Origin of the sequence: Rhizobium sp. NFR03 (assembly GCF_900111275.1) — a bacterium.
Lineage (GTDB): Bacteria > Pseudomonadota > Alphaproteobacteria > Rhizobiales > Rhizobiaceae > Ferranicluibacter.
Window position 1 is genome coordinate 73,916 of the sequence record NZ_FOGR01000004.1, and the last position, 24,741, is coordinate 98,656.

General features: G+C 61.2%; 26 protein-coding genes. 15 read left to right on the plus strand and 11 right to left on the minus strand.

Annotation, left to right across the window (positions count from 1 at the left end):
• Window positions 1–185: 185 nt before the first annotated feature.
• The 10 genes from BSG19_RS13575 to BSG19_RS13615 all read left to right on the plus strand — a co-directional run bounded on the left by BSG19_RS13575 (window position 186) and on the right by BSG19_RS13615 (window position 7,146).
• Window positions 186–566: a DUF6481 family protein gene (locus BSG19_RS13575; protein WP_092988574.1), complete on the plus strand. Its 381-nt coding sequence runs from the start codon at window positions 186–188 to the stop codon at window positions 564–566.
• A 337-nt stretch (window positions 567–903) separates the two neighbouring features.
• Complete coding sequence (locus tag BSG19_RS13580) at window positions 904–1,197, plus strand: hypothetical protein (RefSeq protein ID WP_092988575.1); 294 nt, start codon at window positions 904–906, stop codon at window positions 1,195–1,197.
• 260 nt (window positions 1,198–1,457) lie between these two features.
• Window positions 1,458–2,492 carry a ribosome small subunit-dependent GTPase A gene (gene rsgA / locus BSG19_RS13585; protein ID WP_092988576.1) on the plus strand — a complete coding sequence of 345 codons (1,035 nt, stop codon included), beginning with the start codon at window positions 1,458–1,460 and terminating at the stop codon, window positions 2,490–2,492.
• 223 nt (window positions 2,493–2,715) lie between these two features.
• The gene (locus BSG19_RS26505) at window positions 2,716–2,844 is read left to right on the plus strand and encodes a hypothetical protein (RefSeq protein ID WP_280142408.1); all 129 of its coding nucleotides are present in this window, start codon (window positions 2,716–2,718) and stop codon (window positions 2,842–2,844) included.
• Between the two features lie 35 nt (window positions 2,845–2,879).
• On the plus strand, window positions 2,880–3,005 hold the full coding sequence (locus tag BSG19_RS26510; RefSeq protein WP_280142409.1) for a hypothetical protein: 126 nt from the start codon (window positions 2,880–2,882) through the stop codon (window positions 3,003–3,005).
• A 508-nt stretch (window positions 3,006–3,513) separates the two neighbouring features.
• Window positions 3,514–4,608: a pyrimidine utilization protein A gene (rutA, locus tag BSG19_RS13595; protein ID WP_092988578.1), complete on the plus strand. Its 1,095-nt coding sequence runs from the start codon at window positions 3,514–3,516 to the stop codon at window positions 4,606–4,608.
• Complete coding sequence (gene rutB / locus BSG19_RS13600) at window positions 4,605–5,348, plus strand: pyrimidine utilization protein B (protein WP_092988579.1); 744 nt, start codon at window positions 4,605–4,607, stop codon at window positions 5,346–5,348. Before rutA ends, rutB begins: the two co-directional genes overlap by 4 nt.
• A 41-nt stretch (window positions 5,349–5,389) precedes the next feature.
• The gene (gene rutC / locus BSG19_RS13605; protein WP_062478621.1) at window positions 5,390–5,773 is read left to right on the plus strand and encodes a pyrimidine utilization protein C; all 384 of its coding nucleotides are present in this window, start codon (window positions 5,390–5,392) and stop codon (window positions 5,771–5,773) included.
• Between the two features lie 51 nt (window positions 5,774–5,824).
• The gene (rutD, locus tag BSG19_RS13610; RefSeq protein WP_092988580.1) at window positions 5,825–6,625 is read left to right on the plus strand and encodes a pyrimidine utilization protein D; all 801 of its coding nucleotides are present in this window, start codon (window positions 5,825–5,827) and stop codon (window positions 6,623–6,625) included.
• A 77-nt stretch (window positions 6,626–6,702) separates the two neighbouring features.
• On the plus strand, window positions 6,703–7,146 hold the full coding sequence (locus BSG19_RS13615) for a flavin reductase (RefSeq protein ID WP_244529277.1): 444 nt from the start codon (window positions 6,703–6,705) through the stop codon (window positions 7,144–7,146).
• Between the two features lie 92 nt (window positions 7,147–7,238).
• Here BSG19_RS13615 and dgoD read toward each other — a convergent pair whose 3' ends face one another.
• Window positions 7,239–8,387 carry a galactonate dehydratase gene (gene dgoD, locus BSG19_RS13620; RefSeq protein WP_092988582.1) on the minus strand — a complete coding sequence of 383 codons (1,149 nt, stop codon included), beginning with the start codon at window positions 8,385–8,387 and terminating at the stop codon, window positions 7,239–7,241.
• Window positions 8,388–8,433: 46 nt separating this feature from the next.
• Window positions 8,434–9,210 carry a FadR/GntR family transcriptional regulator gene (locus BSG19_RS13625; RefSeq protein ID WP_092988583.1) on the minus strand — a complete coding sequence of 259 codons (777 nt, stop codon included), beginning with the start codon at window positions 9,208–9,210 and terminating at the stop codon, window positions 8,434–8,436.
• A 589-nt stretch (window positions 9,211–9,799) separates the two neighbouring features.
• Between BSG19_RS13625 and BSG19_RS13630 the strand changes: the two genes are divergently transcribed.
• From BSG19_RS13630 to BSG19_RS13650, 5 genes are all read left to right on the plus strand, one after another.
• The gene (locus tag BSG19_RS13630) at window positions 9,800–10,225 is read left to right on the plus strand and encodes a TadE family protein (RefSeq protein WP_092988584.1); all 426 of its coding nucleotides are present in this window, start codon (window positions 9,800–9,802) and stop codon (window positions 10,223–10,225) included.
• Entirely contained in the window at window positions 10,225–11,961 is a 1,737-nt protein-coding gene (locus BSG19_RS13635; protein ID WP_092988585.1) for a pilus assembly protein TadG-related protein, read from the plus strand. The genes BSG19_RS13630 and BSG19_RS13635 overlap by 1 nt, the downstream gene beginning before the upstream one ends.
• Window positions 11,962–12,011: 50 nt before the next feature.
• Window positions 12,012–14,393, plus strand: coding sequence for a bifunctional diguanylate cyclase/phosphodiesterase (locus tag BSG19_RS13640; RefSeq protein ID WP_092988586.1), 2,382 nt, complete (start codon window positions 12,012–12,014; stop codon window positions 14,391–14,393).
• Window positions 14,381–16,048 (plus strand): methyl-accepting chemotaxis protein, encoded by a 1,668-nt coding sequence (locus tag BSG19_RS13645; protein ID WP_092988587.1) that lies wholly within the window; start codon window positions 14,381–14,383, stop codon window positions 16,046–16,048. The genes BSG19_RS13640 and BSG19_RS13645 overlap by 13 nt, the downstream gene beginning before the upstream one ends.
• Before the next feature lie 103 nt (window positions 16,049–16,151).
• Window positions 16,152–16,892 carry a DUF4336 domain-containing protein gene (locus tag BSG19_RS13650; protein ID WP_092988588.1) on the plus strand — a complete coding sequence of 247 codons (741 nt, stop codon included), beginning with the start codon at window positions 16,152–16,154 and terminating at the stop codon, window positions 16,890–16,892.
• Window positions 16,893–16,900: 8 nt separating this feature from the next.
• Here the strand turns inward: BSG19_RS13650 and BSG19_RS13655 are convergent, their stop codons facing one another.
• The 9 genes from BSG19_RS13655 to BSG19_RS13695 all read right to left on the minus strand — a co-directional run bounded on the left by BSG19_RS13655 (window position 16,901) and on the right by BSG19_RS13695 (window position 24,732).
• On the minus strand, window positions 16,901–18,214 hold the full coding sequence (locus tag BSG19_RS13655) for a TRAP transporter large permease (protein ID WP_092988589.1): 1,314 nt from the start codon (window positions 18,212–18,214) through the stop codon (window positions 16,901–16,903).
• Window positions 18,211–18,723, minus strand: a complete 513-nt coding sequence (locus BSG19_RS13660) for a TRAP transporter small permease (RefSeq protein ID WP_092988590.1) — start codon at window positions 18,721–18,723, stop codon at window positions 18,211–18,213. Before BSG19_RS13660 ends, BSG19_RS13655 begins: the two co-directional genes overlap by 4 nt.
• Before the next feature lie 51 nt (window positions 18,724–18,774).
• Window positions 18,775–19,749 carry a C4-dicarboxylate TRAP transporter substrate-binding protein gene (locus BSG19_RS13665; protein WP_092989060.1) on the minus strand — a complete coding sequence of 325 codons (975 nt, stop codon included), beginning with the start codon at window positions 19,747–19,749 and terminating at the stop codon, window positions 18,775–18,777.
• Between the two features lie 174 nt (window positions 19,750–19,923).
• Window positions 19,924–21,201, minus strand: a complete 1,278-nt coding sequence (locus tag BSG19_RS13670) for an L-fuconate dehydratase (protein WP_092988591.1) — start codon at window positions 21,199–21,201, stop codon at window positions 19,924–19,926.
• Window positions 21,202–21,229: 28 nt separating this feature from the next.
• On the minus strand, window positions 21,230–22,075 hold the full coding sequence (locus BSG19_RS13675; RefSeq protein WP_092988592.1) for a fumarylacetoacetate hydrolase family protein: 846 nt from the start codon (window positions 22,073–22,075) through the stop codon (window positions 21,230–21,232).
• A gap of 41 nt (window positions 22,076–22,116) precedes the next feature.
• On the minus strand, window positions 22,117–22,851 hold the full coding sequence (locus BSG19_RS13680) for an SDR family oxidoreductase (RefSeq protein ID WP_092988593.1): 735 nt from the start codon (window positions 22,849–22,851) through the stop codon (window positions 22,117–22,119).
• Between the two features lie 10 nt (window positions 22,852–22,861).
• Window positions 22,862–23,311 carry a MaoC/PaaZ C-terminal domain-containing protein gene (locus BSG19_RS13685; protein ID WP_092988594.1) on the minus strand — a complete coding sequence of 150 codons (450 nt, stop codon included), beginning with the start codon at window positions 23,309–23,311 and terminating at the stop codon, window positions 22,862–22,864.
• A 1-nt stretch (window position 23,312) separates the two neighbouring features.
• On the minus strand, window positions 23,313–24,410 hold the full coding sequence (locus tag BSG19_RS13690; RefSeq protein ID WP_092988595.1) for a Gfo/Idh/MocA family protein: 1,098 nt from the start codon (window positions 24,408–24,410) through the stop codon (window positions 23,313–23,315).
• Window positions 24,403–24,732, minus strand: a complete 330-nt coding sequence (locus BSG19_RS13695; RefSeq protein ID WP_092988596.1) for an L-rhamnose mutarotase — start codon at window positions 24,730–24,732, stop codon at window positions 24,403–24,405. Before BSG19_RS13695 ends, BSG19_RS13690 begins: the two co-directional genes overlap by 8 nt.
• Between the last annotated feature and the right edge of the window lie 9 nt (window positions 24,733–24,741).

The following is a 24,741-nucleotide window of genomic DNA, read 5'->3' on the forward strand; positions in this document are numbered from 1 at the left end:
GCGGGTTTTGCCAGCGGCGCATGTTCTTTCGCCCGACGCGTATTTGAGGCATGATGCGACGGCAGGTCCCTCATCGGGCTTTGCAAGGTCGCAGACCCGCAACTGGTGGGCTGTCGCAGATCCAGTCAGTGCAGAAAGACGCGGTAGCTTCGCTGCCATCGAGAAAGTAGAACAAGGAAGACACGTTGAGACACCCGAACGACAATGGCTTCAACGAACGCCGCAAGACGGCAATCGAAGCCAAGAAGCAGCTCCTCGCGAAGTTTGCTGCAGCCCCCAAGCCGACAGATCCTGAAATGCAGGCCCAGCTTGCGGCCCGCGAAGCGACTGCAAAGGCTCGTGAAGAGCGCCGCGCAGAGCGCGAAGCCCTGAAGAAGGCCGAGAATGAACGCCTGATGGCTGAGGCCGCAGAAGCGGCTGCGGCTGCAGAGGCTAACGAGCGCGCCGAAGCTGAAGCTCGCCAGGCAGAAGTCAACGACCGCGTTGCCCGCGTTGTGGCCGACGAGGCAGCACGCAAAGCCGAACGCGACCGCCGTTATGCGGCACGTAAAGCCCGCCAGGGTTGATGCCCTGGCAATCGGACGATGGCGGTGCGTTGCGCCGCCATCCCGAATTTGCCAATTTCCTACGCCGTGCCGAAAAAGCCGTGCCGACGCGCCACCCTCCCTTGATCGATCACGGTTGTCGGAGCTTTCAGCGCCCGACCGAAGATCCGGCAGGCCTTCGACCGCCGATGCCCTGACGATCGGCGCCATAACGCGAGATCGAAGGGCGCTTCGCGAGACACGCATGACGTACATTCTCTTTGGCGGGTGACCGCTTGCACCTGCCGTGCCCGTGAGATCGAGAGATCGTGGCCCATGTGAATGTGGGAGGGCGCATATCCCACTTGAAGGACCCGAAATGACCGCTCTAACACTCACGCCGACGCAGATCCGCGGATTGAAGCTTGCCAAGGACGGCAATCTCTTCCCGCAGGAGACCAAGAAGTGGACGCACGAAAACGCCACCATCACCTATGCGAAGACAGACCGCTTCAAGGAACGCCCGCAGAAGATAAAGTTCGTAACGACGACGACGCTCGACGAACTCCGTGGCATGGGCCTGCTGCGTGCGATCGAGGCTGACAGCGCGCCGCTGGAAACGCCGCATGAAATCACCATGGCCGGCAAGATCTGGCTGCTCCAGAATAAATAATCGATAGTCCGCGATAACCCGAAACTGCGTGAGCACCGGCGTCCTTTGGCGTCGTCGGTGAGCGCATGCCTGCAAGGTTCTGCGCGTTCGAGATCATTCGCGGCCGTTTGGCGTGATTGTTGCTGGCGGCGCGTTCCGGCCTTGCCGGCGAGCGACCTTCGTTCATATAGGTAGTGGACGCGGCGCATATTTGCGCCTTGTCCAATATCGAAATATGCAACCAGCACCGAAGGCCCGGATATGATATCGCTCACGCATCCATGGACGCGGCTGTGACGGCCTCCAGCGAAACCGATCGCCTCAAGCGACTTGGTTGGTCGGACACGTTCGCCGAACAACTCGCGCCTGATGAAAGCGATCTGCATATTCTGCGCGTCTCCTCCGTCCATCGCTCGCGCGTCGACGTGATCGATGTGAACGGCGCCGCCGATGTCGTTCTGCCGCCAAATACGAACACCGCCGATTTTGCGGTCGGCGACTGGGTGCTGGCATCGCGTGTGAACGGTGACTTCGTGCGTCGGCTGGACCGCAAGACGGTTCTCCAGCGGCGAACAGAGGGCAGTCACGGGCAGCAACTCGCAGCCGCCAATGTCGATACGCTGTTCATCGTCACATCCTGCAACGCCGACTTCAATCCGGCGCGGCTCGAGCGCTACCTCATCATGGCGAACCAGTCGGGAAGCCGGCCGGTCATCGTGTTGACCAAGGCCGATACTGTCGAGGATGCCGCGACCTATGAAGCCCAAGCGCGCGCGCTCCAGAGGGATCTGCCGGTCGTGGTTCTCAACGCCCGCTCGCCCGACGCTTATTTGAAACTTGCTCCCTGGTGCGGCCCCGGCGAAACGGTTGCCCTTGTGGGCTCGTCAGGCGTCGGCAAATCGACGCTGGTCAACACGCTTGCGGGATCGACCGCGGAAGCGCAGCAAAAGACCGGAGAAATCCGCCAGCACGATGCTAAAGGTCGGCATACGACGACCGCGCGTTCGCTGCACCCCATCGCTGGCGGTGGCTGGGTGATCGACACGCCGGGCATTCGGACGCTCTATGTGAGCGACGTCACCGACGGCATCGACACCCTGTTTGCCGAAATCACCGAACTCGCACCGCTTTGCCGCTTTCGAGACTGCACCCACCAGCACGAACCGGGATGCGCCGTTCAGGCAGCTATCGCAAGCGGCACGCTGGACGCCGCGCGCCTGGAGCGCTGGCGCGGGCTACTGGCCGAAAACCGGGAAAAAACGCCGGTTGCGAGCGGTCCGAAAGGCAACAAGATCTTTCGGAAGAAGAAATACTAGGCAGGTCTTGCCGCCGTTTACGGCAGCGAAAACCTGAAAGACCGCGACGCGCTTCAGGCCGCCGCTGAAACGCGTCGCGAAAGGCGATTTGACAGGTCGCAGCGCATGCGCAACCCATTGCCAAGTCTGCGATATGGGCGCAAGATGAGGGCTTCGGCAGCACATGATGCGGGCGCTGCCGCTCGGGGTTATGAAACCCTGGCCCCAAGCAAAGGAGGACATCATGTCTTCCACTTCAACCGCATTCGTTCCAACTGTCGCTTCCCAGACGGCTCTCTTCCTTGTGAAGGCAACGCCCGTTCTGTCGTTGATCGTCATCACATACTGCTCGCTCATGGGTTTCGTCTGGTAGACCAGCCGACCCCGCAAACACTTTCGGAGGACATCATGGCCAAAGGTCAAGTTCGCGGCAACAAGGAAACCCGCAAACCCAAGAAGGACAAGGCCGCCGCGGCTCCTGCGCCGACACTGGGTTCGCAGGTCAAGGCCGCAACCTCAAGCAAGAAGAGCTGAACGGCTCCCCCCGTGCCCGCTGCTCCTGCACAGCGGCACGGATGTTTGCATACCGAGCTGTCAAACTTTCTGGCAACCAGATATCGGGCAGCAATAACAGGTTGCCGCACGCGCACCTGCCATTTGTCACGGACACTGGCAACAACATGTCGATACCGCCTCGCCTGAGCGGCCCTGCGCAGCCTGACAGCCTCCCGGCCACCTTTCTTCTCCTTCGTCTTGATCGGCAACGGCAATAGGTTGGGTAACTGCCCGCGCAGTTCTTGAGTCGCGCCGTGAACAAGCGCCTTCGTCCTCCCGCCACCGATGAGAACTGCTCACGAAATATGCGTGACCGGATGAAAGTTTCAGCAGGCAGCCGAGATGTTCGGCATATTTTTATCGGACGATAAATTTTTGACCTTTTGATAAATTTATTGCTGGTAGATTGGTTTTTTTCGGTGCAGCTTGCTGTCAACAAGGACCCGAGAGACCGGGTTCAAGCGGACAAAAACGAGGGGATCGCACCGTGGAAATAGGCATTTTCATCCCGATCGGCAATAATGGCTGGCTGTTGTCGGAAAACGCTCCGCAGTACAAGCCGACCTTCGAGCTGAACAAGGAGATCACCCTGAAGGCCGAAAAGTACGGCCTCGATTTCGTGCTCTCCATGATCAAGCTCCGCGGCTTCGGTGGCAAAACGGAATTCTGGGATCACAATCTGGAATCCTTCACGCTGATGGCAGGCCTTGCAGCCGTCACCACCCGCATCAAGCTGTTCGCCACGGCCGCCAGCCTCGTCATGCCGCCTGCCATCGTGGCACGCATGGCTTCGACCATCGACAGCATTTCCAACGGCCGCTTCGGTCTCAACCTCGTCACCGGCTGGCAGCGTCCGGAATACTCCCAGATGGGCCTGTGGCCAGGCGACGAATACTTCTCCAAGCGTTACGAATATCTCGCGGAATATGCGACCGTGCTGCGCGACCTTTGGGAAACGGGAAGCAGCGACCTCAAGGGCGAATTCTTCCAGATGGACGACTGCCGCCTCTCCCCTCGCCCGCAGGCCGACATGAAGATCATCTGCGCCGGCTCCTCCACCGCCGGTATGGATTTCTCGGCAGAGTATGCCGACTATAATTTCTGCTTCGGCGTCGGCGTCAACACACCGAAAGCTTTCGCGCCGGCCGCCGAACGCCTGATCGCGGCAACGGAGAAGACAGGCCGGGACGTCTCGTCCTTCGTTCTCTTCATGATCATCGCGGACGAAACAGACGAAGCCGCCCGCGCCAAGTGGGAGCATTATAAGGCGGGTGCGGACCAGGAAGCGATCCAATGGCTCGGCATTCAGGGCGCAGCTGACACGCGCTCCGGCACGGATACCAATGTCCGCCAGATGGCCGATCCGGTTTCCGCCGTGAACATCAACATGGGAACGCTGGTCGGCTCTTATGAAACGGTCGCTCGACTGCTGGACGAAGTGCCCACCGTTCCCGGAACCGGCGGGGTCTTGCTCACCTTCGATGACTTCCTGAAGGGCGTCGAGGATTTCGGGACGCGTATTCAGCCGTTGATGGCCTGCCGCCAGCATGTCAAGACGATGACCATGGAGGCTGCACAATGAGCGAAACCCTGACCACCGCCGGTTACCAGCTGCCCCGCCGCCACGTGCAAAGCGTAACCGTTCCGGCACGCCCGGAGCCGATCAGCCTCAAGCCGAACGAAACGGCCGTTGTCGTCGTCGACATGCAGAATGCCTATTCCACAGAGGGTGGCTATGTCGATCTCGCGGGCTTCGACATCGCCGGAGCCAAAGGCACCATCGCCAACATCAAGAAGACGCTGGACGCTGCCCGTGCGGCCGGTGTGCTCGTCGTCTACTTCCAGAACGGCTGGGACAAGGACTATGTCGAGGCCGGCGGCCCGGGTTCGCCGAACTGGCACAAGTCCAACGCACTGAAGACCATGCGTGCAAAACCGGAACTGCAAGGCCAGCTTCTCGCCAAGGGCACCTGGGATTACGCCATCGTGGATGAATTGCAGCCGCAGCCAGGCGATATCCTCGTGCCGAAAACGCGCTATAGCGGTTTTTTCAATACCAACATGGACAGCGTGTTGCGGGCCCGCGGCATCCGCAATCTGGTCTTCGTTGGTATAGCCACCAATGTCTGCGTGGAAAGCTCGCTCCGTGACGCTTTCCACCTCGAATATTTTGGCGTCATGCTGGAAGATGCGACGCATCATCTCGGACCGGAGTTCATACAGCAGGCGACGGTTTACAACGTCGAGAAATTCTTCGGCTGGGTTTCCACCGTCAACGATTTCTGCGGCGCGATTTCGCAAGTCGCACCCGATCAGGCCTGAACCTTTCACGCGCAACCATTCCGCTCGACCAAGGAGACACCATGCCGAAATCCATCATCGTCCCTGAAGGCACACACAAGCCGATCGCCCCGTTTTCTCCCGGCACGCTTGCCGATGGCGTTGTCTATGTCTCCGGCACATTGCCCTTCGACAAGAACAACGATGTGGTTCACGTCGGCGACGCCGGCGCGCAGACCCGGCATGTGCTCGAAACCATCAAGTCGGTGATCGAGACAGCCGGCGGCACGATGGATGACGTGACGATGAACCACATCTTTATTACCGACTGGGCGAACTATCAGGCCGTCAATGCCGTCTATGCCGAGTATTTCCCCGGCGACAAGCCGGCCCGGTTCTGCATCCAGTGCGGTCTGGTGAAGCCGGACGCTTTGATCGAAATCGCGACCATCGCCCATATCGGCTGAGGCAGGCCGAACCACTTCGCCATCGGGCCCGGCATGAAAAGGGGCGGTTCCATGCATTTCGAACTTCACGGCCGCACGGATGCGGACGCCCGTACCGTGCTGCTATCTTCGGGGCTTGGCGGGTCGGGCGCCTACTGGGCGGATCAGATACCGGCACTCGCCCCTCACGTCCGCGTCGTGACCTACGATCACCGGGGCACGGGCCGCACAGGCGGCGATGTGCCGGAGGCCGGCGGCATCGGCGCGATGGCGGATGACGTGCTGAAGATTCTGGACGCGCTCGGTATCGACAAGGTCGATTTCGTCGGTCACGCCCTCGGTGGCTTGATCGGGCTCGATATCGCGCTTCGTCAGCCGAGCCGCATCGATCGGCTCGTCCTGATCAATGCGTGGAGCAAGGCTGATCCGCATTCCGGTCGCTGCTTCGACATCCGCATCGAGCTTCTCGAAAAGTCCGGCATTCCCGCCTTCATCAAGGCGCAACCGCTGTTCCTCTATCCCGCTGTGTGGATGGCTGAGAGGCCGGAACGCATGGCAGCGGACGAGGCACATGGCATAGCGCATTTTCAGGGCAGGACGAATATTCTGCGCCGCATCGCGGCCCTTCGTGCCTTCGATATCGACGACAGACTTGCGGACATCACCCACGAAACGCTGGTGATGGCGACGAAGGACGACCTTCTAGTCCCCTGGACACGCTCGAACCGGCTGGTCGAGGGGCTTCCAAATGCCGTGCTGGACCTTGTCGATCATGGCGGTCACGCGGTCAACGTGGTCGATCCCGACCCGTTCAATCAGCGACTTCTTGAGTTTCTTGAACGTCCGGACGACACGAAAGCCAGCGCACCATGAGCATCGCCGTTTCCAGCCGCACGGATTTCACTGATATCGCGGACAATGACACCCGGCGCACACTCTTCCGCGGTGCGATGGCGAAGCTCGGGGCCGCCGTCAACATCATCACGACCGATGGACCGGGCGGGCGCACCGGTTTTGCCGCGACCGCCGTTTGCAGCGTGACCGACGATCCGCCGACGCTGCTCGTCTGCCTCAACCGGTCAGCCTCGGTCTACGGTGCCGTAACGACCAACAAGGTGCTCTGCGTCAACACGCTGAACGCCGGTCACCAGGCCCTATCACAACTTTTCGGCGGAAAGACACCGGCAGCCGAGCGGTTCGCCACCGCCAACTGGTCGGTTCTGACGACAGGGGCTCCCGCGCTGGACGACGCGCTGGTCTCGTTTGATTGCGTGATCGAAAACACGGTCTCGCAAGGCACGCATGATGTGCTTTTCTGCCGCGTGGTTTCTACAGCTACCCGCGCGGATGGGCAGGCGCTCTTCTACTTCGACCGCGCATATCACGAGGTTTGACGGTCCGGAAACGGATATTCCGCCATGGGCCGAAGAGGAGGCGCCGTCGGGAGACCATCTTCTCCGTCTCAGCGCCTCCGCAAATCAGTCGACTACCACTCGGCAACGCTGCCGTCGGAATGGCGCCACAGCGGGTTGCGCCAGCGATGGCCTTCGGCGGCGCGGGCAATCACATATTCCTCATCGACCTCGATGCCGAGGCCCGGGCCCTGCGGGATGGAAACGAAGCCATCCTCGTAGTGGAAGACCTCCTTGTTGGAGATGTAGTCGAGAATATCGTTGCCCTTGTTGTAGTGGATGCCGAGGCTCTGCTCCTGAATGAAGGCATTGTAGCTGACGGCGTCGACCTGCAGGCAGGCAGCGAGCGCAATGGGGCCGAGCGGGCAATGCGGGGCCAGCGCCACATCGTAGGCTTCGGCCATTGCCGCGATCTTGCGGCATTCGGTAATACCGCCGGCATGCGAAAGGTCCGGCTGAAGGATATCGACATAGCCGTCGGAGAGGACCTGCTTGAAGTCCCAGCGCGAGTAAAGCCGTTCACCGAGCGCGATCGGCGTCGAGCAATGGTTGGCAATCTCCTTCAGCGCCTCACGATTCTCCGAGAGAACAGGTTCCTCGATGAACATCAGGTTGTAGGGCTGCAACTCCTTGGCCAGGACCTTCGCCATCGGCCGGTGCACGCGGCCGTGGAAATCGACGCCGATGCCGACATGCGGGCCGATCGCCTCGCGGATGATGGCGATCGTCTCGACGGCGCGCTCGACCTTGTCCCAGCTATCGACGATCTGCATTTCTTCGCAGCCGTTCAGCTTGATGGCCTTGAAGCCGCGGGCAACGACCTCGCGTGCATTGTTGGCGACGTCGCTCGGGCGGTCGCCGCCGATCCAGGAATAGACCTTGATCTTGTCGCGAACCTGCCCGCCGAGCAGCGAGTGGATCGGTTGGCCGAGCGCCTTGCCCTTGATGTCCCAAAGCGCCTGATCGATGCCGGCGATGGCGCTCATGTGGATCGCGCCGCCGCGGTAGAAGCCGCCGCGATACATGACGTTCCAGTGGTCCTCGATCAGGAACGGGTCTTTGCCGATCAGGTAATCCTCGAGTTCGTGAACGGCGGCCTGAACGGTCAGTGCACGGCCCTCGACCACGGGTTCACCCCAGCCGGTGATGCCCTCGTCGGTCTCGATCTTCAGGAACATCCAGCGCGGAGGCACGATGTAGGTGGTCAGCTTCGTAATTTTCATAGGCTCTGTCTCATAAGTGACGGGTGGTTGGGTGAGAAGGAGATGGTCAGGACGACGGCGTCCGCGGATGCTTTCGCAGCGCTGTTGCCAGATCGCGGGCCGCAAGGTCGAGCATGCGCGTCGAACAGTCCCGCGCGGCAGCCTTGTTCCGCACTCTCAGGGCCTCGATCAGCGCGCGGTGGATATCAACGGCTTCGCCCCGGGCATCGACAGCCTCGTTGGAAGCATGAAGGGCGAATTCGAGTGCTGCCTGAATGATGCTCGACAGCTGCATGAAGACCTGATTGTGGCTCGCCCTCATGAGGTTGGTGTGAAAGGCCACGTCAGCCGCCGTGAAGGCTTCCACATCGCCTTCGGCCTCCTGCATGCGCTGCCAGGCGCTCTCGATTTCCGCGATATCCTGCACGGTCGCCCGCTCGGCCGCCAGTTCCGCAGCAAAGGGCTCGATGGCGCGGCGCGCTTCGAGGATGGACTGGAGGAGATCCAGATCAAAGATGCGCGGGCCGATCCATTCCAGAACCTGCCGGTCGAGCAGGTTCCACGCCTCACGCGGGCAGATCTGGGTTCCGATCCGCGAGCGCCCTTGCACCATGCCCTTGGACTCCAGGATCTTCAGCGATTCCCGAATGACGGTCCGGCTGACGCTGTAGCGGATGCAGAGTTCGTTCTCGGTCGGAAGCATGCCGTTCGGCGGAAAAAGGTCGGCGCAGATATCGGAAGCGAGCGAGCGCGTCACGTTTTTCTGGACACGCGGACGCTTGACCGAAACGTCGCTGCCAGTCGCTGTGGTCAGCAGGGCGATGCGGTCGCGCGGTCTTCTCATTTACGCCTCCCCACCCTGCGGACCATCGCCCGAACCTCATAAATTCAACGAGGCTAAGTACATCAGATTTCCAATCATCATACAATAACATTTACGCATCAGATGAAAGCCTTTGCAGATGATCGCCGAGGTGGCGCAGTGGCTTGGGAGAGATATGCCCTGAAGGCACGCCGCTCGATCAGGAAGTGGTATCTTCGCTTGAGAGGAGTGTCACGGATCGCGGTCGCGCTGGCACTTTGCCCATCCCCGCCGCTTGCATGCCTAATGGGCCAAGGCACTGAATATGCATACGCGCTAAAGCTGCACCTCTGATGCCAAGATGCTCTACAACCCACTACTACGTTGCAATCACACGCGCATTAGCGACACCGACTGAAGACAACGCGCAAATGCCCCTAGTCTATAGGAAGGGCAAAAACGTCGCGAAGGAACGTGCCGCGGTGCGGCTGAAAGATAAATACCCCAGATAGAAGTGTACGAAATGGACAAAGATGTAGGGAGCGTAAATTAACGTCTCGTTAGGTTTTTAAGTGCAACCTTACGGAGAACCAAGGGGGCTTGGTTTAACAGTAAAATAAGAGGTCCCGTGATGTCGATCATGTCACGTTTGACGCGTCGTGCTTCTGGCGTCGCTGCGATCGAATTCGCCTTCATTGCGCCGTTGTTTCTGGGCGTTATGTTCACGATGGTTGCATGGGGCCTCTATCTCGGGGCCACGCACTCCGTCCAGCAGATCGCTGCGGATACGGCCCGCGCCGCGATTGCAGGCCTCTCGGCAAGCGAACGGAATGCCTTGGCATCTGCTTACATTGGCTCGATGAAGCCAGGCGAGTTTGCACTCATCAACCAGAAGAAGCTGAACGTCCTGGTTGAAGACGACAAAGTTCGCCCGAATCAGTTCACCGTAAAGCTCACCTATGACGCGAGCGACCTTCCCATCTGGAACCTCATGACCTTCGCCTTGCCGGATACCATCATCGCACGCTCCGCGACGATCCGGATCGGCGGCGCGTGATGTTTACCCGCATCAACCAAAAAGCGCAGACTTTCAGATCCAGGATCGATGGTAACGTCGCCGTCATGACGGCGCTCGTCCTTCCCGCCTGCATCGGCGTGGTCGCCATCGGCGTCGATTATGGCCACCTGACGCTGGAGAGACGGCAGATGCAGGTGGCAGCAGATCTCACTGCGATCGCGGTGGCGTCCGATATGGCTCACGCAGAAGCAGCGGCTCTGTCGCATATCGAGAACAACGGTCTGAATCTCGTCCTGAAAACTCCGGAAGGATGGAAGGCGGCGAGTGGCGCGGTCATTCCTGACGTTGCCATAACAGGCACCACCGGTCGTGTAGCCCTCGAAAAGGGTCGCTATGTCGCCAACGCTGCTCTCGGCGTCGATCAGCGGTTTCAACCGGGTGCGGCACCAAACGATGCGGTGCGCGTCACCGTCGAGCAACCGGGAACCCTGTTCTTCGCCTCGATGTTCACGACGGCGCCGGTCATGTCGGCTGTCGGCACGGCGGCCATGACCAAAACCGCTGCCTTCTCTATCGGATCGCGCCTTGCAAGCCTTGAAGGCGGACTTCTAAACGCCATTCTCGGGAAGATGCTCGGCACCACGCTCGAATTGAAAGCCGTGGACTACCGTGCATTGGCGACGACGGATATCGACCTTTTTCAATTGACGCGTGGTCTTGCGGCCGATCTTAACCTGACGACCGTTACCTATGACGAGATTCTCGCGACGGAAATCACCGTGCCGCAACTCATGACAGCGATCCTGCGTCATGGCGGACTGACGTCCAGCACGGCCACGCTCGTGTCGAAGATTCGGCAATCGCTGCCGGCAAACGGGAAGCGTTTCTCGCTCGCCCGTCTCGTCGATCTCGGCAACAAGGGACATCCGCGCGTCGATGCGCCCACGGGGCTCGGCATCAAGGTCGGCGTGCTCGATCTCCTGCAGTCGAGCGCGGCTCTCGCCAACGGTGCCGAGCTGGTGAAGGTCGATACCAAGCTTGATCTTCCCGGCCTCGGCTCGGTCGAGCTCGCGCTTGCAGTCGGCGAGCCGGCCATTGGCACGCCGCTTCATCGCGTTGGCGAACCGGGGCTCGCCGTTCGCACCGCTCAGGTTCGCGTCGCCATGGCCATCAAGATCGACGGTCTGGCGGACCTCCTCGGAATCAGGATCAGTCTGCCGCTCTATATCGAAGTGGCGCATGCCGAAGCGAAGCTCGCCAGCATCCAGTGTCATGGTGGCAAGCCGAACAATGCGACCGTCGTGATCGACACCGTTCCCGGCGTGGCCGAGGTTTCGATCGGCCAGGTCGATGCAGCAGCACTCAAGAATTTCGGATCGTCGCCCAGGGTGACCAAGGCAAAGCTGGTCGATTCAGGTCTTCTCACGGTCGAGGGTCTGGCTTCCGTCAATGTCGGTAGTGCACAGGTCAAGAAGCTGACGTTTACGCCAGGGGATATCGCAGTCGGTTCAACAAAGAACGTCTCATCGAGCGGCCTTCTTACGTCCTTGACCCAATCACTTCTAGCCGATCTCGAAGCGGAAATCCGGCTGCCACTTCTCTCTCTCATGACGGACAAGGTGGTGCAGGCTGCGCTGGCGAAAACGCTGGGCGCCGTCACACCCAGTATTGACGCACTTCTCGAGCGAATTCTGGCCGTTGCCGGCGTCCGCATCGGGGAAGCGGATGTCCGCGTCACCCAGGTCGATTGCGCAAATCCCGTGCTCGTTCAATAGGCCGAGCAAAGACGACGATGTTGAGATGTGGACCAAGGAAAGCGATGTAGATGTTCACCGTCCTCGAATGCGTCACGGACCGGCACGACCTGTCGATCACGGTCATATCAGGCTTGATCGCGCTTCTTGGCATGCTGGCTTTCTATCACCTCGTCCTGCGCGCGGAGGAGAGCACCGCAAGTCGGCGCCGAAACTGGCGTCTCGTTGCTGCCTTTTCGGCGGGCCTCAGCGTCTGGGCCACGCATTTCGTGGCCATGCTGGCGTATGAGGGGACGGTCGCGCTGCGATTCGATCTGATATTTACGACACTCTCCGCCGCCATAGCCGTTATCGGCTTCTGGCTCGCCATCCGCCATGGCTTCATCGGCGCCGGCTCCATGGCCTCATCCGCGGGGCTCATGACCATCACGGTCGCCGCCATGCATTTCGTCGGCATGGCAGGGCTTCGGGCGGAGGCGCATCTGAACTTTGCCTGGGGCCCGATTGTCGTTGCGACCGTTGCCGCATTTGCGCTGTTTGCTCTGTCGCTCGTCCTCTTTTCCCGGTTGAGCGGCCACATCAGGATCATTGCGTCTGCGATCTGCGCCGTCCTCGGCATCTGTACGCTCCACTTCGTCACCATGTCGGCCACGATCATCACGCCCGACCCGACGCTGCCGGCCGTCGTCATCGACATGGCGGATAATGTCTGGCTGACGAGCGCGATCACCGGTGTCACGCTGCTCATTCTCGTCTCCTCTGCCATCGGCGTCATCATCGATCGGCATCTCGTCGATCTCAAAGGCTTTGCCAACTCCACACTCGATGGCCTTGCCGTCGTGCGCGACGGTGTCATCCTCGAGGTCAATACAAAATTCTCCACAATGCTCGATCGCGCGGACGGCGATCTCGTCGGCTGTCGGGCGGATCAGTTCCTCTCGGCGATCGACGATCAACCTATCGACTTGCCACGCCGATCAGCCGTCGAAGCCTCGCCGCGCACAGGCGACAGTACCCGCATCTTCGAGGTCGCCGTGCACACCATCGAATATGGTGGCCGCCCTTCGGAGGTGATCGCAGTGCGCGACCTGACCGAGAGGCGTGCCGTGCAAAAGAAGGTGGAATACCTTGCGCGTCACGACATGCTGACAGGCCTGATGAACCGCTCGATTTTTCAGGAGAGCCTTCAAACGCAGCTGGAGTGCGGTGCGGCAACCGGAAAGCCCTTTGCGCTGCTTGCGCTCGATCTCGATCGGTTCAAGGCGGTGAACGATCTTTTCGGCCACGCCGAGGGCGATCGCGTGCTGCGCGACGTTGCCGCAATCCTGCGTGCCAGCTGCCGCGGCGGCGACACGGTCGCGCGCATCGGCGGTGACGAATTCGTCATTCTGACGGCGGAGGGTGTCGATACGGAAGGTGCGGGCGCGCTTGCCGCACGTATCCGCACCACCTTCCGCGAACGCATGAACATCTCTCTCGACCCGACCGCCGTCGGCGTCAGCATCGGCATCGCCGTTTTTCCGAAGGACGGTGCCGATGCCGATGCACTGACGCAGGCTGCCGACGTGGCGCTTTACAGGGCGAAAGCGAGCGGGCGCGGCATGCACGCCTTCTACGACCTCGCCATGGACCAGGAGCGGCGTGATCGGCGCCAGCTTGAAAGCGATCTGCGCCAAGCGATTTCCCGCAACGAGTTGCGCCTGCTTTTCCAGCCGATTCAGTCGGTCGATGAAGCCGCCATTCTTGCTTATGAGGCGCTGTTGCGCTGGTCCCACCCGGCGCGGGGCAATGTGTCGCCGGACGTTTTCATTCCCATCGCAGAGGAAAGCGGCATTATCCTGTCGATCGGCGAATGGGTCCTGCGCGAGGCATGCCGACAGGCTGCCGGCTGGGACCCGGCGCTGAAAGTCGCGGTCAACATGTCCGCCGTCCAGTTCCGGCTTCCAAACCTTGCCGGCTCCATCGCCGGCGTCCTCGACGCGACAGGTCTGGCGCCGGCACGGCTGGAACTCGAAATCACCGAGACGGCGCTGCTGAAGGATCGAGTCGCAACGCTCGATATCCTGCGGCAGATCAAGGCGCTCGGCGTCAAGGTCGTCATGGACGACTTCGGCACGGGCTACTCCTCCCTGAGCAATCTCCAGTCCTTCCCTTTCGACGGGCTGAAAATCGACCGCAGCTTCATCGCCGACATGGATCACGACGCCAATGCACGCGCTATCGTGCGCGCCGTCGTCAGCCTCGGCCGCAGCCTCGATCTCCCCGTCACGGCGGAAGGCATCGAGACCCAAGCGCAGTACAGCATGATCGTCGACGAAGGTTGCGCGCATGCCCAGGGCTACCTGTTCGGCAAACCGGGAGCGGGGCCGGAACCAATCATCGGCGGGCGGGAGCAACGCGCCGAGCTGAAGAAAACGAAGCCGAGAAAAGAGCGGGACACATGTTTGGATTGAAAAAAGGCGCAGGCTGGGGATCCGACATTTCGGATGCGCTTTCAAAATCGCAGGCCATCATAGAGTTCGACCTTGAGGGGAACATCCTTCGGGCGAACGAGAACTTCTGCCGGGCGCTCGGCTACACGATCGAGGAGATCGTCGGAAAACATCACAGTCTTTTCTGCGATCCGGAAACGGTCCGGTCTGCGGACTATGCCGCATTCTGGAAACGTCTTGCGAGCGGCACGTTCGATGCCGGCGCCTATAGACGCATTGGGAAGGGCGGTCGAGCGATCTGGATCCAGGCGACCTATAATCCTGTGATGAAAAGCGGCAAGCCTTACAAGGTTGTCAAGTTTGCAGCCGACATCACGGCTGCGAAGGAGAAGGCGATCGAGGACGCGGGAAAGCTGGAGGCTATTTCCCGCTCGCAAGCGGTTATTGAATTCTACCCGACCGGTGAGATCATCACGGCGAACGATAATTTCTGCAAGACGCTGGGATATGCGCTGGGCGAAATCGTCGGGCGGCATCACAGCATGTTCTGCCGCACCGACTATGCTGCAACACCTGAATACAAGACCTTCTGGGCGCAGCTCGCCGGCGGCACGTTTATTGCCAACGAATTCGTCCGTGTCGGCAAAGGGGGAAAAGAGGTCTGGATCCAGGCCGCCTACAACCCGATCCTCGATTCCAGCGGCAAGGTGTGCAAGGTGGTGAAGTTCGCAACCGATGTGACCGAGCGCATGAGCGCCATCGGCGAGATCGGGGCGGCGATGAAGGCGCTGTCGAATGGCGATCTCACCTCGACCCTGGACCGCGCTTTCGTGCCTTCGATGGAAGAGCTGCGACATCACTTCAATACAACGCTCGCGCAGTTGCGCAACACGATGGAGAACATCGATATCAGCGTGGCGGCCATCGCCGACGGCTCCCGCGAGATCAGCCAGAACGCCGGCAGCCTGTCGCGCCGCACGGAGCAGAATGCGGCAAGTCTGGAGGAGACCGCAGCCGCGCTGGAGGAGATCACCACCACTGTCAACGACACCAGTGCCCGCGCGCAGGAGGCCGGCAGCCTTGTAAACCAGACCCGCAGCGGCGCCGAGCGGTCCGGTGCCCTCGTTGAGCGGGCCGTCTCGGCGATGGCCGAGATCGCAGCATCGTCTCAATCGATCACCAATATCATCGGCGTTATCGACGAAATCGCGTTCCAGACGAACTTGCTTGCCCTCAATGCCGGCATCGAAGCCGCGCGTGCCGGAGAGGCGGGTCGCGGCTTTGCGGTGGTCGCGCAAGAGGTCCGCGAGCTGGCGCAGCGTTCGGCACAGGCCGCCAAGGAGATCAACGCGCTGATTGCCGCGTCGAACGGGATCGTTCGCAACGGCGTGGATCTTGTCGGAGAAACCGGGCGCGCGCTCGAGGAAATCGTGAGCAAGGTCACGCAGATCGACGTCAACATCGCCGCGATCGTGCAGGCGGGACGCGAACAGGCCGTCGGCCTGCGCGAGATCAACATTGCCGTCAACGCCATGGACCAGGCGACGCAACAGAACGCGGCCATGGCGGAGGAGAGCACAGCCGCGAGCGTGGAACTGGCGACGCAGACGACGGCCCTCCGGCAGCTCCTTTCCGCCTTTACCTATCACAAGGCGCGGCTGCGCATCGTCGCCTGACGACACCCTCTGATGGAGACGCTGCAGCTTTCGTGAGCGCTGCGGCATGTTCGAGGGAACCCGCCGGCTCCGGGGCGGTTGTGGCGCAAAGAAAGGACGCGCCATGCCACCCAAGCAGAACACCTATCCGCCGCTCGACCGGCCGAAGCAGATCGCCGAGAACGTCTGGATTGTCGATAGCGGTCCGCTGATGGCGATGGGGATCATCCCGCTCCCCGTTCGGATGACGATCGTACGGCTGGCGGACGGTTCGCTCTGGGTTCACTCCCCGACGCAGTTCTTTGCCATGCTGCACCGGCAAATGGACGCGCTGGGCCGCATCAGCCACTTCGTCGCGCCGAACAGCGCGCACTGGACATTTCTGGAAGAGTGGCAGGGCCGAGTTCCCGATGCGGCGACCTGGGCAGCACCCGGATTGAAGGATCGCACGCAGGTCAAGCGGTCGTCTGTACGACTTGACCATGAACTTGATCGGGACGCGAAAACGCCATGGGCGGATGAGATCGAGCAGATCTTCGTGGATGGCGGTGGCGGTTTCTGCGAGGTCTGCTTCTTTCATCGGCCGAGCGGTACGCTGATCCTGACCGACCTCGTGCAGAATATGGAACCGTCCAAGCTCTCCCTGCCCGGCCGCATCCTCGGCCGCATTGCGGGTGTCACGGCCCCTGAGGGTCGCGCACCCGTCTATCTTCGCGGGGTCATCAAGCAGAAGGGCGAAGCACCGCGCAATGCGGCACGCCGCCTTGTTGCGCTTGCGCCCGAGCGCGTCGTCTTCGCGCACGGCGCCTGGTTCGAACAGGATGCCACAGCCCGTCTCACGACCTCGCTCGACTGGCTGCTGTGACGGGCCGACTATTGTACGGCGGCTGTTCCGTAGATCAGGTTCGGTAGCCACAGCGAGAGTTGCGGGAAGACGCTGAGAACGCCGAGCAACACCATCATCATCGCAAGATATGGCAAGACTTCTCGCGCATAGGCCATCATCGGCACTTTCATCACCATGGACGAGATATACATCAGCCCGCCGACCGGCGGAGTGATACCGGCGATGGTGAGATTGGTGATGAAGACGATGCCGAAATGGACGCGGTCGATGTGAACGCCATCGATGATCGGGATCAGCATCGGCGTCAGAATGATAAGCGCCGCCGAGCCCTCGATTGCCGTTCCGATGACCAGCAACATGACGTTGATGAGCAACAGCATGACGAGCGGGTTGCTCGTCGCACCGCCAAGCCAGCCCGACATCGCCTGCGGCACCTGCTCCCAGGCAAGGTAGAAACCGAAGGCGGCAGCCGCGCAGATCATGACCATGACGACGGCGGAGTCCCGCACGGCCTCCGCCAATACCTCGGGGATCTCACGCACGGTAAATTCCCGGTAGCCGAAGATAGCGACGAAGAGGACGTAGATGACGACCACGGCGCCGGCCTCTGTCGTCGTGAACAGGCCGTAGCGTGTGCCGGCAAAGATGACGACCGGAATGGATAGCGCCCAGAGACCGTCGATGAGTGCGGTGCGCATTTCGACGCCGGTGGCGCGCTTATCGCGCAGCGAGCGATAGCCTCGCTTGCGGGCGATAAAATAGGTGGTGACCATCAGCCCGAGCGCCAGCACCAGACCGGGTACGACACCCGCCGCAAAAAGGCGGCCAATCGACGTTTCCGCGAGAAAGCCGTAGACGATGAGGCCGATCGATGGCGGAATGAGGCTCGTGATGATCGCGGCGGACGAGGTGATGACAGCAGCGAACGCCCTGCTATAGCCGCGCTCGGCCATCTGGATGCCCAGGGTCTTTGCCAGCATCGCCGCATCCGCATTGGCGGATGCCGTAAGGCCGCCAAGCAGCGTGGCGAGCACCGTGCACATTTGCGCCAGAGCGCCCGTCATGTGCCCGACCAGCACATCGGCAAGCGTCAAGAGACGTCGCGTAATGCCGGACGCATTCATGATGCAGCCCGCGAGCACGAAGAGCGGCAGCGCCAGCAGGGAAACGGACTGGCTACCCTCCGCCATCTCCTGCGCGAAATTGGACAGAGGGATCATGTCCATGTTGAGGAAGAAGAAAGCGAGCGCACCGATTGCCAGCGCCCAGGTGATCGGCGTCGACAGAAGGAACAGAAGGACGACGACGAGGGATGGGCCGGCCAGGTGAAAGAATGTCATATGATCGAATCCACGATGCGATGCGTGCGCGGGCGCCAGGGGCGCTCGACGATGAGGTGCTGCACGAGCATACCGGCCGAAGCGATGGCCAAGGGCGCATAGGCGATGCTGCGCGACAGGTCGAGCGCGATGGTGTGCACATTGCGCGACGTCCAGGCCTGCCACAGGAAGAGACCCGTCATCAGAACGAAGAAGGCGGTCAGAAGCAGGTAGTTGAACCAGCGCACACCGTCCTGCCAACGCTGCGGCAGGGCGCCAACCAGCACATCGATGGCAGCGTGGGTGCCGAGCCGTACACCGGCAACAGCCCCGAAGAAAACGAGATAGGAGAAAGCGAGGATCGCCAGCTCGTACGTCCAGGCTGCCGGCTGCGGAAATATATAGCGGCTGACGATGCCCCAAAGAATGGAAACGACGATGACCAGCAAGGCAAGGACGCCCACCGCCTCATCGAGACGTCGAAAGCTCCAGAGCGGCGGCTCGGTCGAGGTTTGTGCTGGAATGTCCATGAATGCTCCCGGCAAGGACAAGCCCGGCCATTTGCGGCCGGGCCCCGACCTTTATTGCATGACGGCCTGAATGCGCTCGAACATGCCCGGCGTCAGGTTCGGAACCTTGCCATAGGCGGATTTCGAAGCCTCGACGAAAGCGGGAACATCAACGTCCGAGACGATTTCGACGCCGCTGTCGGCAAGCTGCTTGGCATAGCCGTCATCGGTCTCGATCGTCATCTTCGTCAGGTCGGCGGCGATCTTCTGACCTTCATCGGTCAGCACCTTCTGCAGATCTTCCGGAAGGCTGTTGTAGAAGCTTGCAGAGGCGACCCAGGCCGTGAACATGACCTGATGGCCGGTCTTGGAGATGACCTTGCGCGTCTCGTTCAGCTTCGAGCCGGCAATCGACCCGAACGGCCCTTCCGCGGCATCGACGACGCCGGTCTGCAACGCATTGTAGACGTCGCCCCATGGAAGCTCCGTCGGGCGGGCGCCATAGGTTGCGAACGTCGCCATCATGATCGGCGAAGAGGGGACGCGCACGGTAACACCAGCGAGATCGGCAGGCGTGCGGACCGCCTTGTTGGCGATGATGTGCCGGTATCCGAACAGACCATTCGGCATAATGATCTTCAGGCCCTTCGCCTCGAGCTTTATCGAGAGTTCCTTGAAGACGTCGGAGGCAAACAGCTTGTCGCTCGCTTCAATGCTCGGGTAGACATAGGGGCCGGCGAGGATCGACAGATCCGGCTCGAACTGGCCAAGCTGGCCGTAATCGGTGGCGCTGAGCAGGCTTGCGCCGCTCATGACCATCTCGTTGACCTTCTTCTGAGCTCCGAGCTGATCGCCCGTCATGACGGTGATGGCGATGCGGCCGCCCGAGCGCTCACCGACGCGCTCGGCATATAGCTTCATTGCCTTGACGATCGGTTCGTTCGGATTGACCTGCGATGTCGAGAACCGCAGGCTGTAGTCCTGCGCCTGCGCAAGACCACAAAAGCACAGCGCCGCCAGTGCGGACGCTACGAGTACGCTCTTCATGAGACCCTCCATTGCCCGGGCTCCTCCCCTGGCATCATTCATATACGAATAGATACGTTATGAAAGAATAGTCATCGAGGGTCAAGACGTAAGTTGTGGCTTTCTCCTCAGGCGCAGAAAAGCCGGGCTGCGAACAGCCCGGCTTTGTTCGTCCTGTCGATCGATGAGGCCTGTTCAGCCCTTGAACGTGTAGTCCGCGATCGACTGCGCCTTCATCTCGATAGAGAACCCCGGAAGGGTCGGCGGCATATATGCGGCATTTTCGATGATGCAGGGCTCGAGAAAGTGCTCGTGCAGATGATCGACATACTCGATGACGCGATCCGTCTTCGTCCCGGACACGGCGATATAGTCGATCATCGAGAGGTGCTGGACATATTCGCAAAGTCCGACGCCGCCGGCATGCGGCCAGACGGGCAGCTGGTATTTCGCAGCGACAAGAAGCACGGCGAGAACCTCGTTCAAGCCACCCATGCGGCAGCTGTCGATCTGCACGATATCGATCGCGCCTTCGGCGATGAACTGCTTGAACATGATGCGGTTCTGGCACATCTCGCCGGTCGCGACCTTGACCGGCGAGATCGCCTGCCGGATCTTGCGATGGCCCGCAACATCGTCGGGGCTCGTCGGCTCCTCGATGAAGAAGGGCTTGCAGAAAGCCAACTGCTTCACCCAGTCGATCGCTTCTCCGACTTCCCAGACCTGATTGGCATCGATCATCAGATAACGGTCGGGACCGATGACCTCGCGGGCGATCGTCAGCCGACGGATGTCGTCTTCGAGATCGCGCCCGACCTTCATCTTGACGTGGTTGAAACCCTCATCGATCGCCTCCTGGCAGAGCCGGCGCAGCTTGTCATCGTCGTAGCCGAGCCAACCGGCCGACGTGGTGTAGCAGGTGTAGCCCTCTGCCCGCAGCACGGCCATTCGCTCGGCCTTGCCGGGCTCGGCGCGCTTCAGGATGTCGATTGCCTCGTCACGGGTCAGAACGTCCGTCAGGTAGCGATAATCGACGATGTCGGCGATCTGCTCCGGCGACATCTCGCTCACCATCTGCCAGACGGGCTTGCCCGCCTGCTTGGCGAGAAGGTCCCACACCGCATTGACGACAGCGCCGGTCGCCAGATGCATCGCGCCTTTTTCGGGTCCGATCCAGCGCAACTGGCTGTCGCTCGTCAGGTGTCGCCAGTAGCGGCCGGGATTTTCGAGCACCGTCGAAAGCTCGGTCCCGACCACGAGATGCCGCATCGCCTTGATGGCCATGCAGCAGATGTCGTTGCCGCGACCGATGGTGAAGGTCAGGCCATGACCCGAAAGACCGGGCGTATCCGTGTCGAGAATGACATAGGCTGCCGAGTAATCCGGATCGGGATTCATGGCATCCGAGCCATCGAGGCTTTGGGACGTGGGAAAGCGCAGATCGAACACGCGCAGGTCTGTGATGCGGGTCATGGGGGCTCCGGAGAGGTGGGATCAGGGATCAGGCGTCGGCGCGGGCGGTCTGGCGCTGCGAACCGAGACCATCGATCCCCAGCTCGATCACGTCACCCGGCTTCAGATAGCGCGGCGGCTTCATGCCCATGCCGACACCCGGAGGCGTGCCCGTGGAGATGATGTCACCCGGCTGGAGCGACATGAACTGCGAGAGGTAGGAAACCAGATAGGCCGCGCCGTAGACCATGGTCTTGGTGGTGCCGTCCTGCATCGTCTCGCCATTGACCTTCAGCCAGAGGCGCAGGTTCTGCGGATCTGGAACCTCGTCCTTCGTCACCAGCCATGGACCGGTCGGCCCGAACGTGTCGCAGGACTTGCCCTTGGTCCACTGGCCGGAGCGCTCCGTCTGGAAGGCGCGCTCGCTGACGTCGTGGATCGTGCAATAGCCCGCGACATAGTCGAGCGCTTCGGCCTCGCTGACATACTTTGCCTTGCGGCCGATGACGATGCCGAGTTCGACTTCCCAGTCCGTCTTCTCGGAGCCGCGCGGGATGAGAAGGTCGTCGTTCGGTCCAGATATGGCCGATGTCGCCTTCATGAAGATGATCGGCTCCGGCGGCACGGTAGCGCCCGTTTCAGCGGCATGGTCTGAATAGTTGAGGCCGATGCAGATGAACTTGCCGGTGCCGGCAACGCAGGGCCCCAGGCGCTCGTCGGCAGACACCAGCGGCAGCGTTGCAGGATCGACCGCGCCAAGCTTGGCCAAGGCCTCGGGATCAATGGACGTACCCGAGAGATCGGACATGTGACCGGAGAGGTCGCGGATGGCGCCGGTCGAATCGACCAGACCGGGCTTCTCGGCGCCCTGCGCACCGTAACGAACGAATTTCATAGCAGTATCCTTGCGGTTTCAGTGAACAAGCGAGCGGCCGGTCAGATCGACCAGCCGCCGTCGATGCAGTAGGCTTGGCCTGTGGTGTAGGTCGCGCCTGCAAGATAGACGGCGAGATCAGCAATTTCTTCTGCCGTCCCCAGTCGGCCCATCGGCTGACGGGCGATGAAGGCGGCACGCGCCGTCTCGTAGTCGCCCTGCGCCCGCATGCGTCCTTCGAGCGAGGGGCTCTCGACCGTGCCCGGGCAAATCGCGTTGCAGCGAATGCCGGAGGCGACATAATCGGCGGCGACCGCCTTGGTCAGACCGATCACAGCGGCTTTGGTCGTGCCGTAGGCGAAGCGGTTCGGCACACCCTTGATGCTGGAGGCGACGGAGGCCATGTTGACGATCGCGCCATCCTTGCGCTCGATCATGCCGGGCAGCACGGCGCGGATGGTGCGTATCATTGCCTTGACGTTGAGATCGAAGGCAAATTCAAGATCCTTGTCCGGCATATCGAGGATCGAGCCGGAATGGACGACGCCTGCGCAGTTGAAAAGCACATCCACCTCGCCGACCTCCTCGACAAGGGCCTTCACGGCGGCCTCATCGAGGACATCGAGCTTGTGCGTCAGAATGCCGGGCTCGCCGGCGATCTCCGAGAGTATATCGAGGTTGATGTCGGTCGCGTGCACCGTCGCACCCGCCTTTGCGAAGGCCAGCGCGGTTGCGCGCCCGATCCCCTGGGCCGCGGCGGTGATCAGCACCGTCTTGCCCGTCATTGTCGTCGTCATGGCTTGATCCTCACTTCTGTTTTCGTTCGACGAGCAGGATGTGATCTGCGGCCAGCACCACCTCGTCGCGCTGGTTCAGCACCTCGCACCGCTCGATCACCCGTCCCCTGTCCGCGCGCTTCGGGTCATCCTCCTTGGCGGAGATCGTCACCCGCGTCCTGATCGTATCGCCAATATGAACCGGACGCACGAATCTCAACCTATCGTAACCGTAGGAAAACGCGACCGGGTTGATAAGCGACGCCGTCATTCCGATGCCGATCGAGAAGATCATGGTGCCATGCGCGATCCGTTGCCCGCCCGGCAGCGTCTTTGCAAATTCGCTGTCCATGTGATGCGGAAAGAAGTCGCCGGTGTGGCCGGCATGGACGACGAAATCCGTCTCCGTCATGGTTCGCCCCGTCGTCATCCGCTGGGAACCGAGGTCGTAATCTTCGAAATAGTGCGTTTGCTCGATCATCTCATGTCTCCGGCAGTGCTCGCAAAGGCGTCGCAGGCTGCGCACTGGATTGATAGGCGGCTTCGACCAGCGCCATGGTCCGCCACGCGTCTTCCACGTCACCGACGAGCGTCTCGTCCTCGCCGCTCGCAAAACGCTGGAGGTTCGCCATGCGCCCGATGAAGGCGTCCGGGAACCACGTGCCTTCGAGCGGGACCTCGATCCACGCGTCTCCGTCGGCGGGGTAGATCCAGAGTTCGTCCGGCTCGCCCGTGGGATAGTCGAGATTGACCCCGAGCTTCACGGTAGCCGCCCCCTTCGTGCCGCAGATGCGGAACGCGCAGGCCTGGAACTTCCGCCCGTAATCATGGTCGTGATTGATCGACAAGGCACAGCGCACGCTATCACCATAGTCGAGGATGGCGCTCGTGCGGGTCTGCGCAACATCGTGATGTGGGTACCCGAGGGTTTTCGCATGGACACCTTTCGGGTCACCCAGCAGGCTGCGCACGAGGTCGAGATAGTGAATCGAGTGCATGGCGATCTCGATGCGCGGCAGCCCTTTGAGGAAGGGCCATAGCCCCCATGGCGTGGCGAGCGCGAGGTGAGCGTCGAAATCGACGATATTGCCCAGCAATCCACGCTGGATGGCATCGCGCAGCGCCAGCATCATCGGTGCGAAACGAAGCTGGAAATTCACGGCTGCATGGAGCCTGCGCTTTCGGCAGAGGTCGAGAATCTCCGTCGCTGCATCGAGATCCGCGCCCATCGGCTTCTGGACGAGAGCGTAAGAGCCTTCCGGAAGGGCTGCGAGAATACGCGCATGGGCTGCCGGAGGCGTGGCAAGATCGAAGATCGCGCCTTCGATAGCAGCGGCTTCCTCAACGGAAGCATAGGCTTCGACGCCCCAACGTGCGGCCGTCGCACGCGCCTTTTCATGGTCCGGATCGTAAAGACCGGCCACAGGGAAGCCGGCCTTCCGGTAAGCCGGAAAATGCGCATCGCTGACGATGCTGCCGGCGCCGAAGATGACGATCGGGCGCGGGCGGCTCGGCTTCGGCCACCACTGCTGCAAGCTCGCGGGGTCGAAACTCGCTTTGCTATCCTGAACGTCAGTCATGATGGAAGACCTCTTCCATCATCGCCCACCACTCGCCCTCTTTCCGCGTTTCCAACGGCTGCTGGCAGGGCATGCACACGGCCCACCATTCCGCATTGCGCGGGTCGGCGGCCATCTTCGCCATATCCGCCGCAAAGTCGTCGCCGACATAGGTCCATGTGCCGAACAGCAGGTTTTCCGGCTCCTTCAGGAAGATCGAGTATTGGGTCACGTTGCAGGCCGAGATCAGCGACAGAATCTCCGGCCATACCGCCGCATGCAACGCCTTGTATTCGGCGACCTTGTCCGGCTGCAGACCGATGACCATTCCCATCCGTTGCATCGCACTCTC

Bases quoted from the DNA above. Each gene is read 5' to 3' on its own strand.
- BSG19_RS13670 (WP_092988591.1), bottom strand. From the start codon at position 21,201: ATGACCCGCATCACAGACCTGCGCGTGTTCGATCTGCGCTTTCCCACG.
- BSG19_RS13630 (WP_092988584.1), top strand. From the start codon at position 9,800: ATGTCGATCATGTCACGTTTGACGCGTCGTGCTTCTGGCGTCGCTGCG.
- BSG19_RS13580 (WP_092988575.1), top strand. From the start codon at position 904: ATGACCGCTCTAACACTCACGCCGACGCAGATCCGCGGATTGAAGCTT.
- BSG19_RS13665 (WP_092989060.1), bottom strand. From the start codon at position 19,749: ATGAAGAGCGTACTCGTAGCGTCCGCACTGGCGGCGCTGTGCTTTTGT.
- BSG19_RS26510 (WP_280142409.1), top strand. From the start codon at position 2,880: ATGGCCAAAGGTCAAGTTCGCGGCAACAAGGAAACCCGCAAACCCAAG.
- BSG19_RS13655 (WP_092988589.1), bottom strand. From the start codon at position 18,214: ATGACATTCTTTCACCTGGCCGGCCCATCCCTCGTCGTCGTCCTTCTG.
- BSG19_RS13675 (WP_092988592.1), bottom strand. From the start codon at position 22,075: ATGAAATTCGTTCGTTACGGTGCGCAGGGCGCCGAGAAGCCCGGTCTG.
- rutD (WP_092988580.1), top strand. From the start codon at position 5,825: ATGCATTTCGAACTTCACGGCCGCACGGATGCGGACGCCCGTACCGTG.
- BSG19_RS13625 (WP_092988583.1), bottom strand. From the start codon at position 9,210: ATGAGAAGACCGCGCGACCGCATCGCCCTGCTGACCACAGCGACTGGC.
- BSG19_RS13695 (WP_092988596.1), bottom strand. From the start codon at position 24,732: ATGCAACGGATGGGAATGGTCATCGGTCTGCAGCCGGACAAGGTCGCC.
- BSG19_RS13690 (WP_092988595.1), bottom strand. From the start codon at position 24,410: ATGACTGACGTTCAGGATAGCAAAGCGAGTTTCGACCCCGCGAGCTTG.
- BSG19_RS13685 (WP_092988594.1), bottom strand. From the start codon at position 23,311: ATGATCGAGCAAACGCACTATTTCGAAGATTACGACCTCGGTTCCCAG.
- BSG19_RS13650 (WP_092988588.1), top strand. From the start codon at position 16,152: ATGCCACCCAAGCAGAACACCTATCCGCCGCTCGACCGGCCGAAGCAG.
- BSG19_RS13645 (WP_092988587.1), top strand. From the start codon at position 14,381: ATGTTTGGATTGAAAAAAGGCGCAGGCTGGGGATCCGACATTTCGGAT.
- BSG19_RS13640 (WP_092988586.1), top strand. From the start codon at position 12,012: ATGTTCACCGTCCTCGAATGCGTCACGGACCGGCACGACCTGTCGATC.
- rutB (WP_092988579.1), top strand. From the start codon at position 4,605: ATGAGCGAAACCCTGACCACCGCCGGTTACCAGCTGCCCCGCCGCCAC.
- dgoD (WP_092988582.1), bottom strand. From the start codon at position 8,387: ATGAAAATTACGAAGCTGACCACCTACATCGTGCCTCCGCGCTGGATG.
- BSG19_RS13635 (WP_092988585.1), top strand. From the start codon at position 10,225: ATGTTTACCCGCATCAACCAAAAAGCGCAGACTTTCAGATCCAGGATC.
- rsgA (WP_092988576.1), top strand. From the start codon at position 1,458: ATGGACGCGGCTGTGACGGCCTCCAGCGAAACCGATCGCCTCAAGCGA.
- BSG19_RS13660 (WP_092988590.1), bottom strand. From the start codon at position 18,723: ATGGACATTCCAGCACAAACCTCGACCGAGCCGCCGCTCTGGAGCTTT.
- BSG19_RS26505 (WP_280142408.1), top strand. From the start codon at position 2,716: ATGTCTTCCACTTCAACCGCATTCGTTCCAACTGTCGCTTCCCAGACG.
- BSG19_RS13615 (WP_244529277.1), top strand. From the start codon at position 6,703: ATGGCGAAGCTCGGGGCCGCCGTCAACATCATCACGACCGATGGACCG.
- rutC (WP_062478621.1), top strand. From the start codon at position 5,390: ATGCCGAAATCCATCATCGTCCCTGAAGGCACACACAAGCCGATCGCC.
- BSG19_RS13680 (WP_092988593.1), bottom strand. From the start codon at position 22,851: ATGACGACGACAATGACGGGCAAGACGGTGCTGATCACCGCCGCGGCC.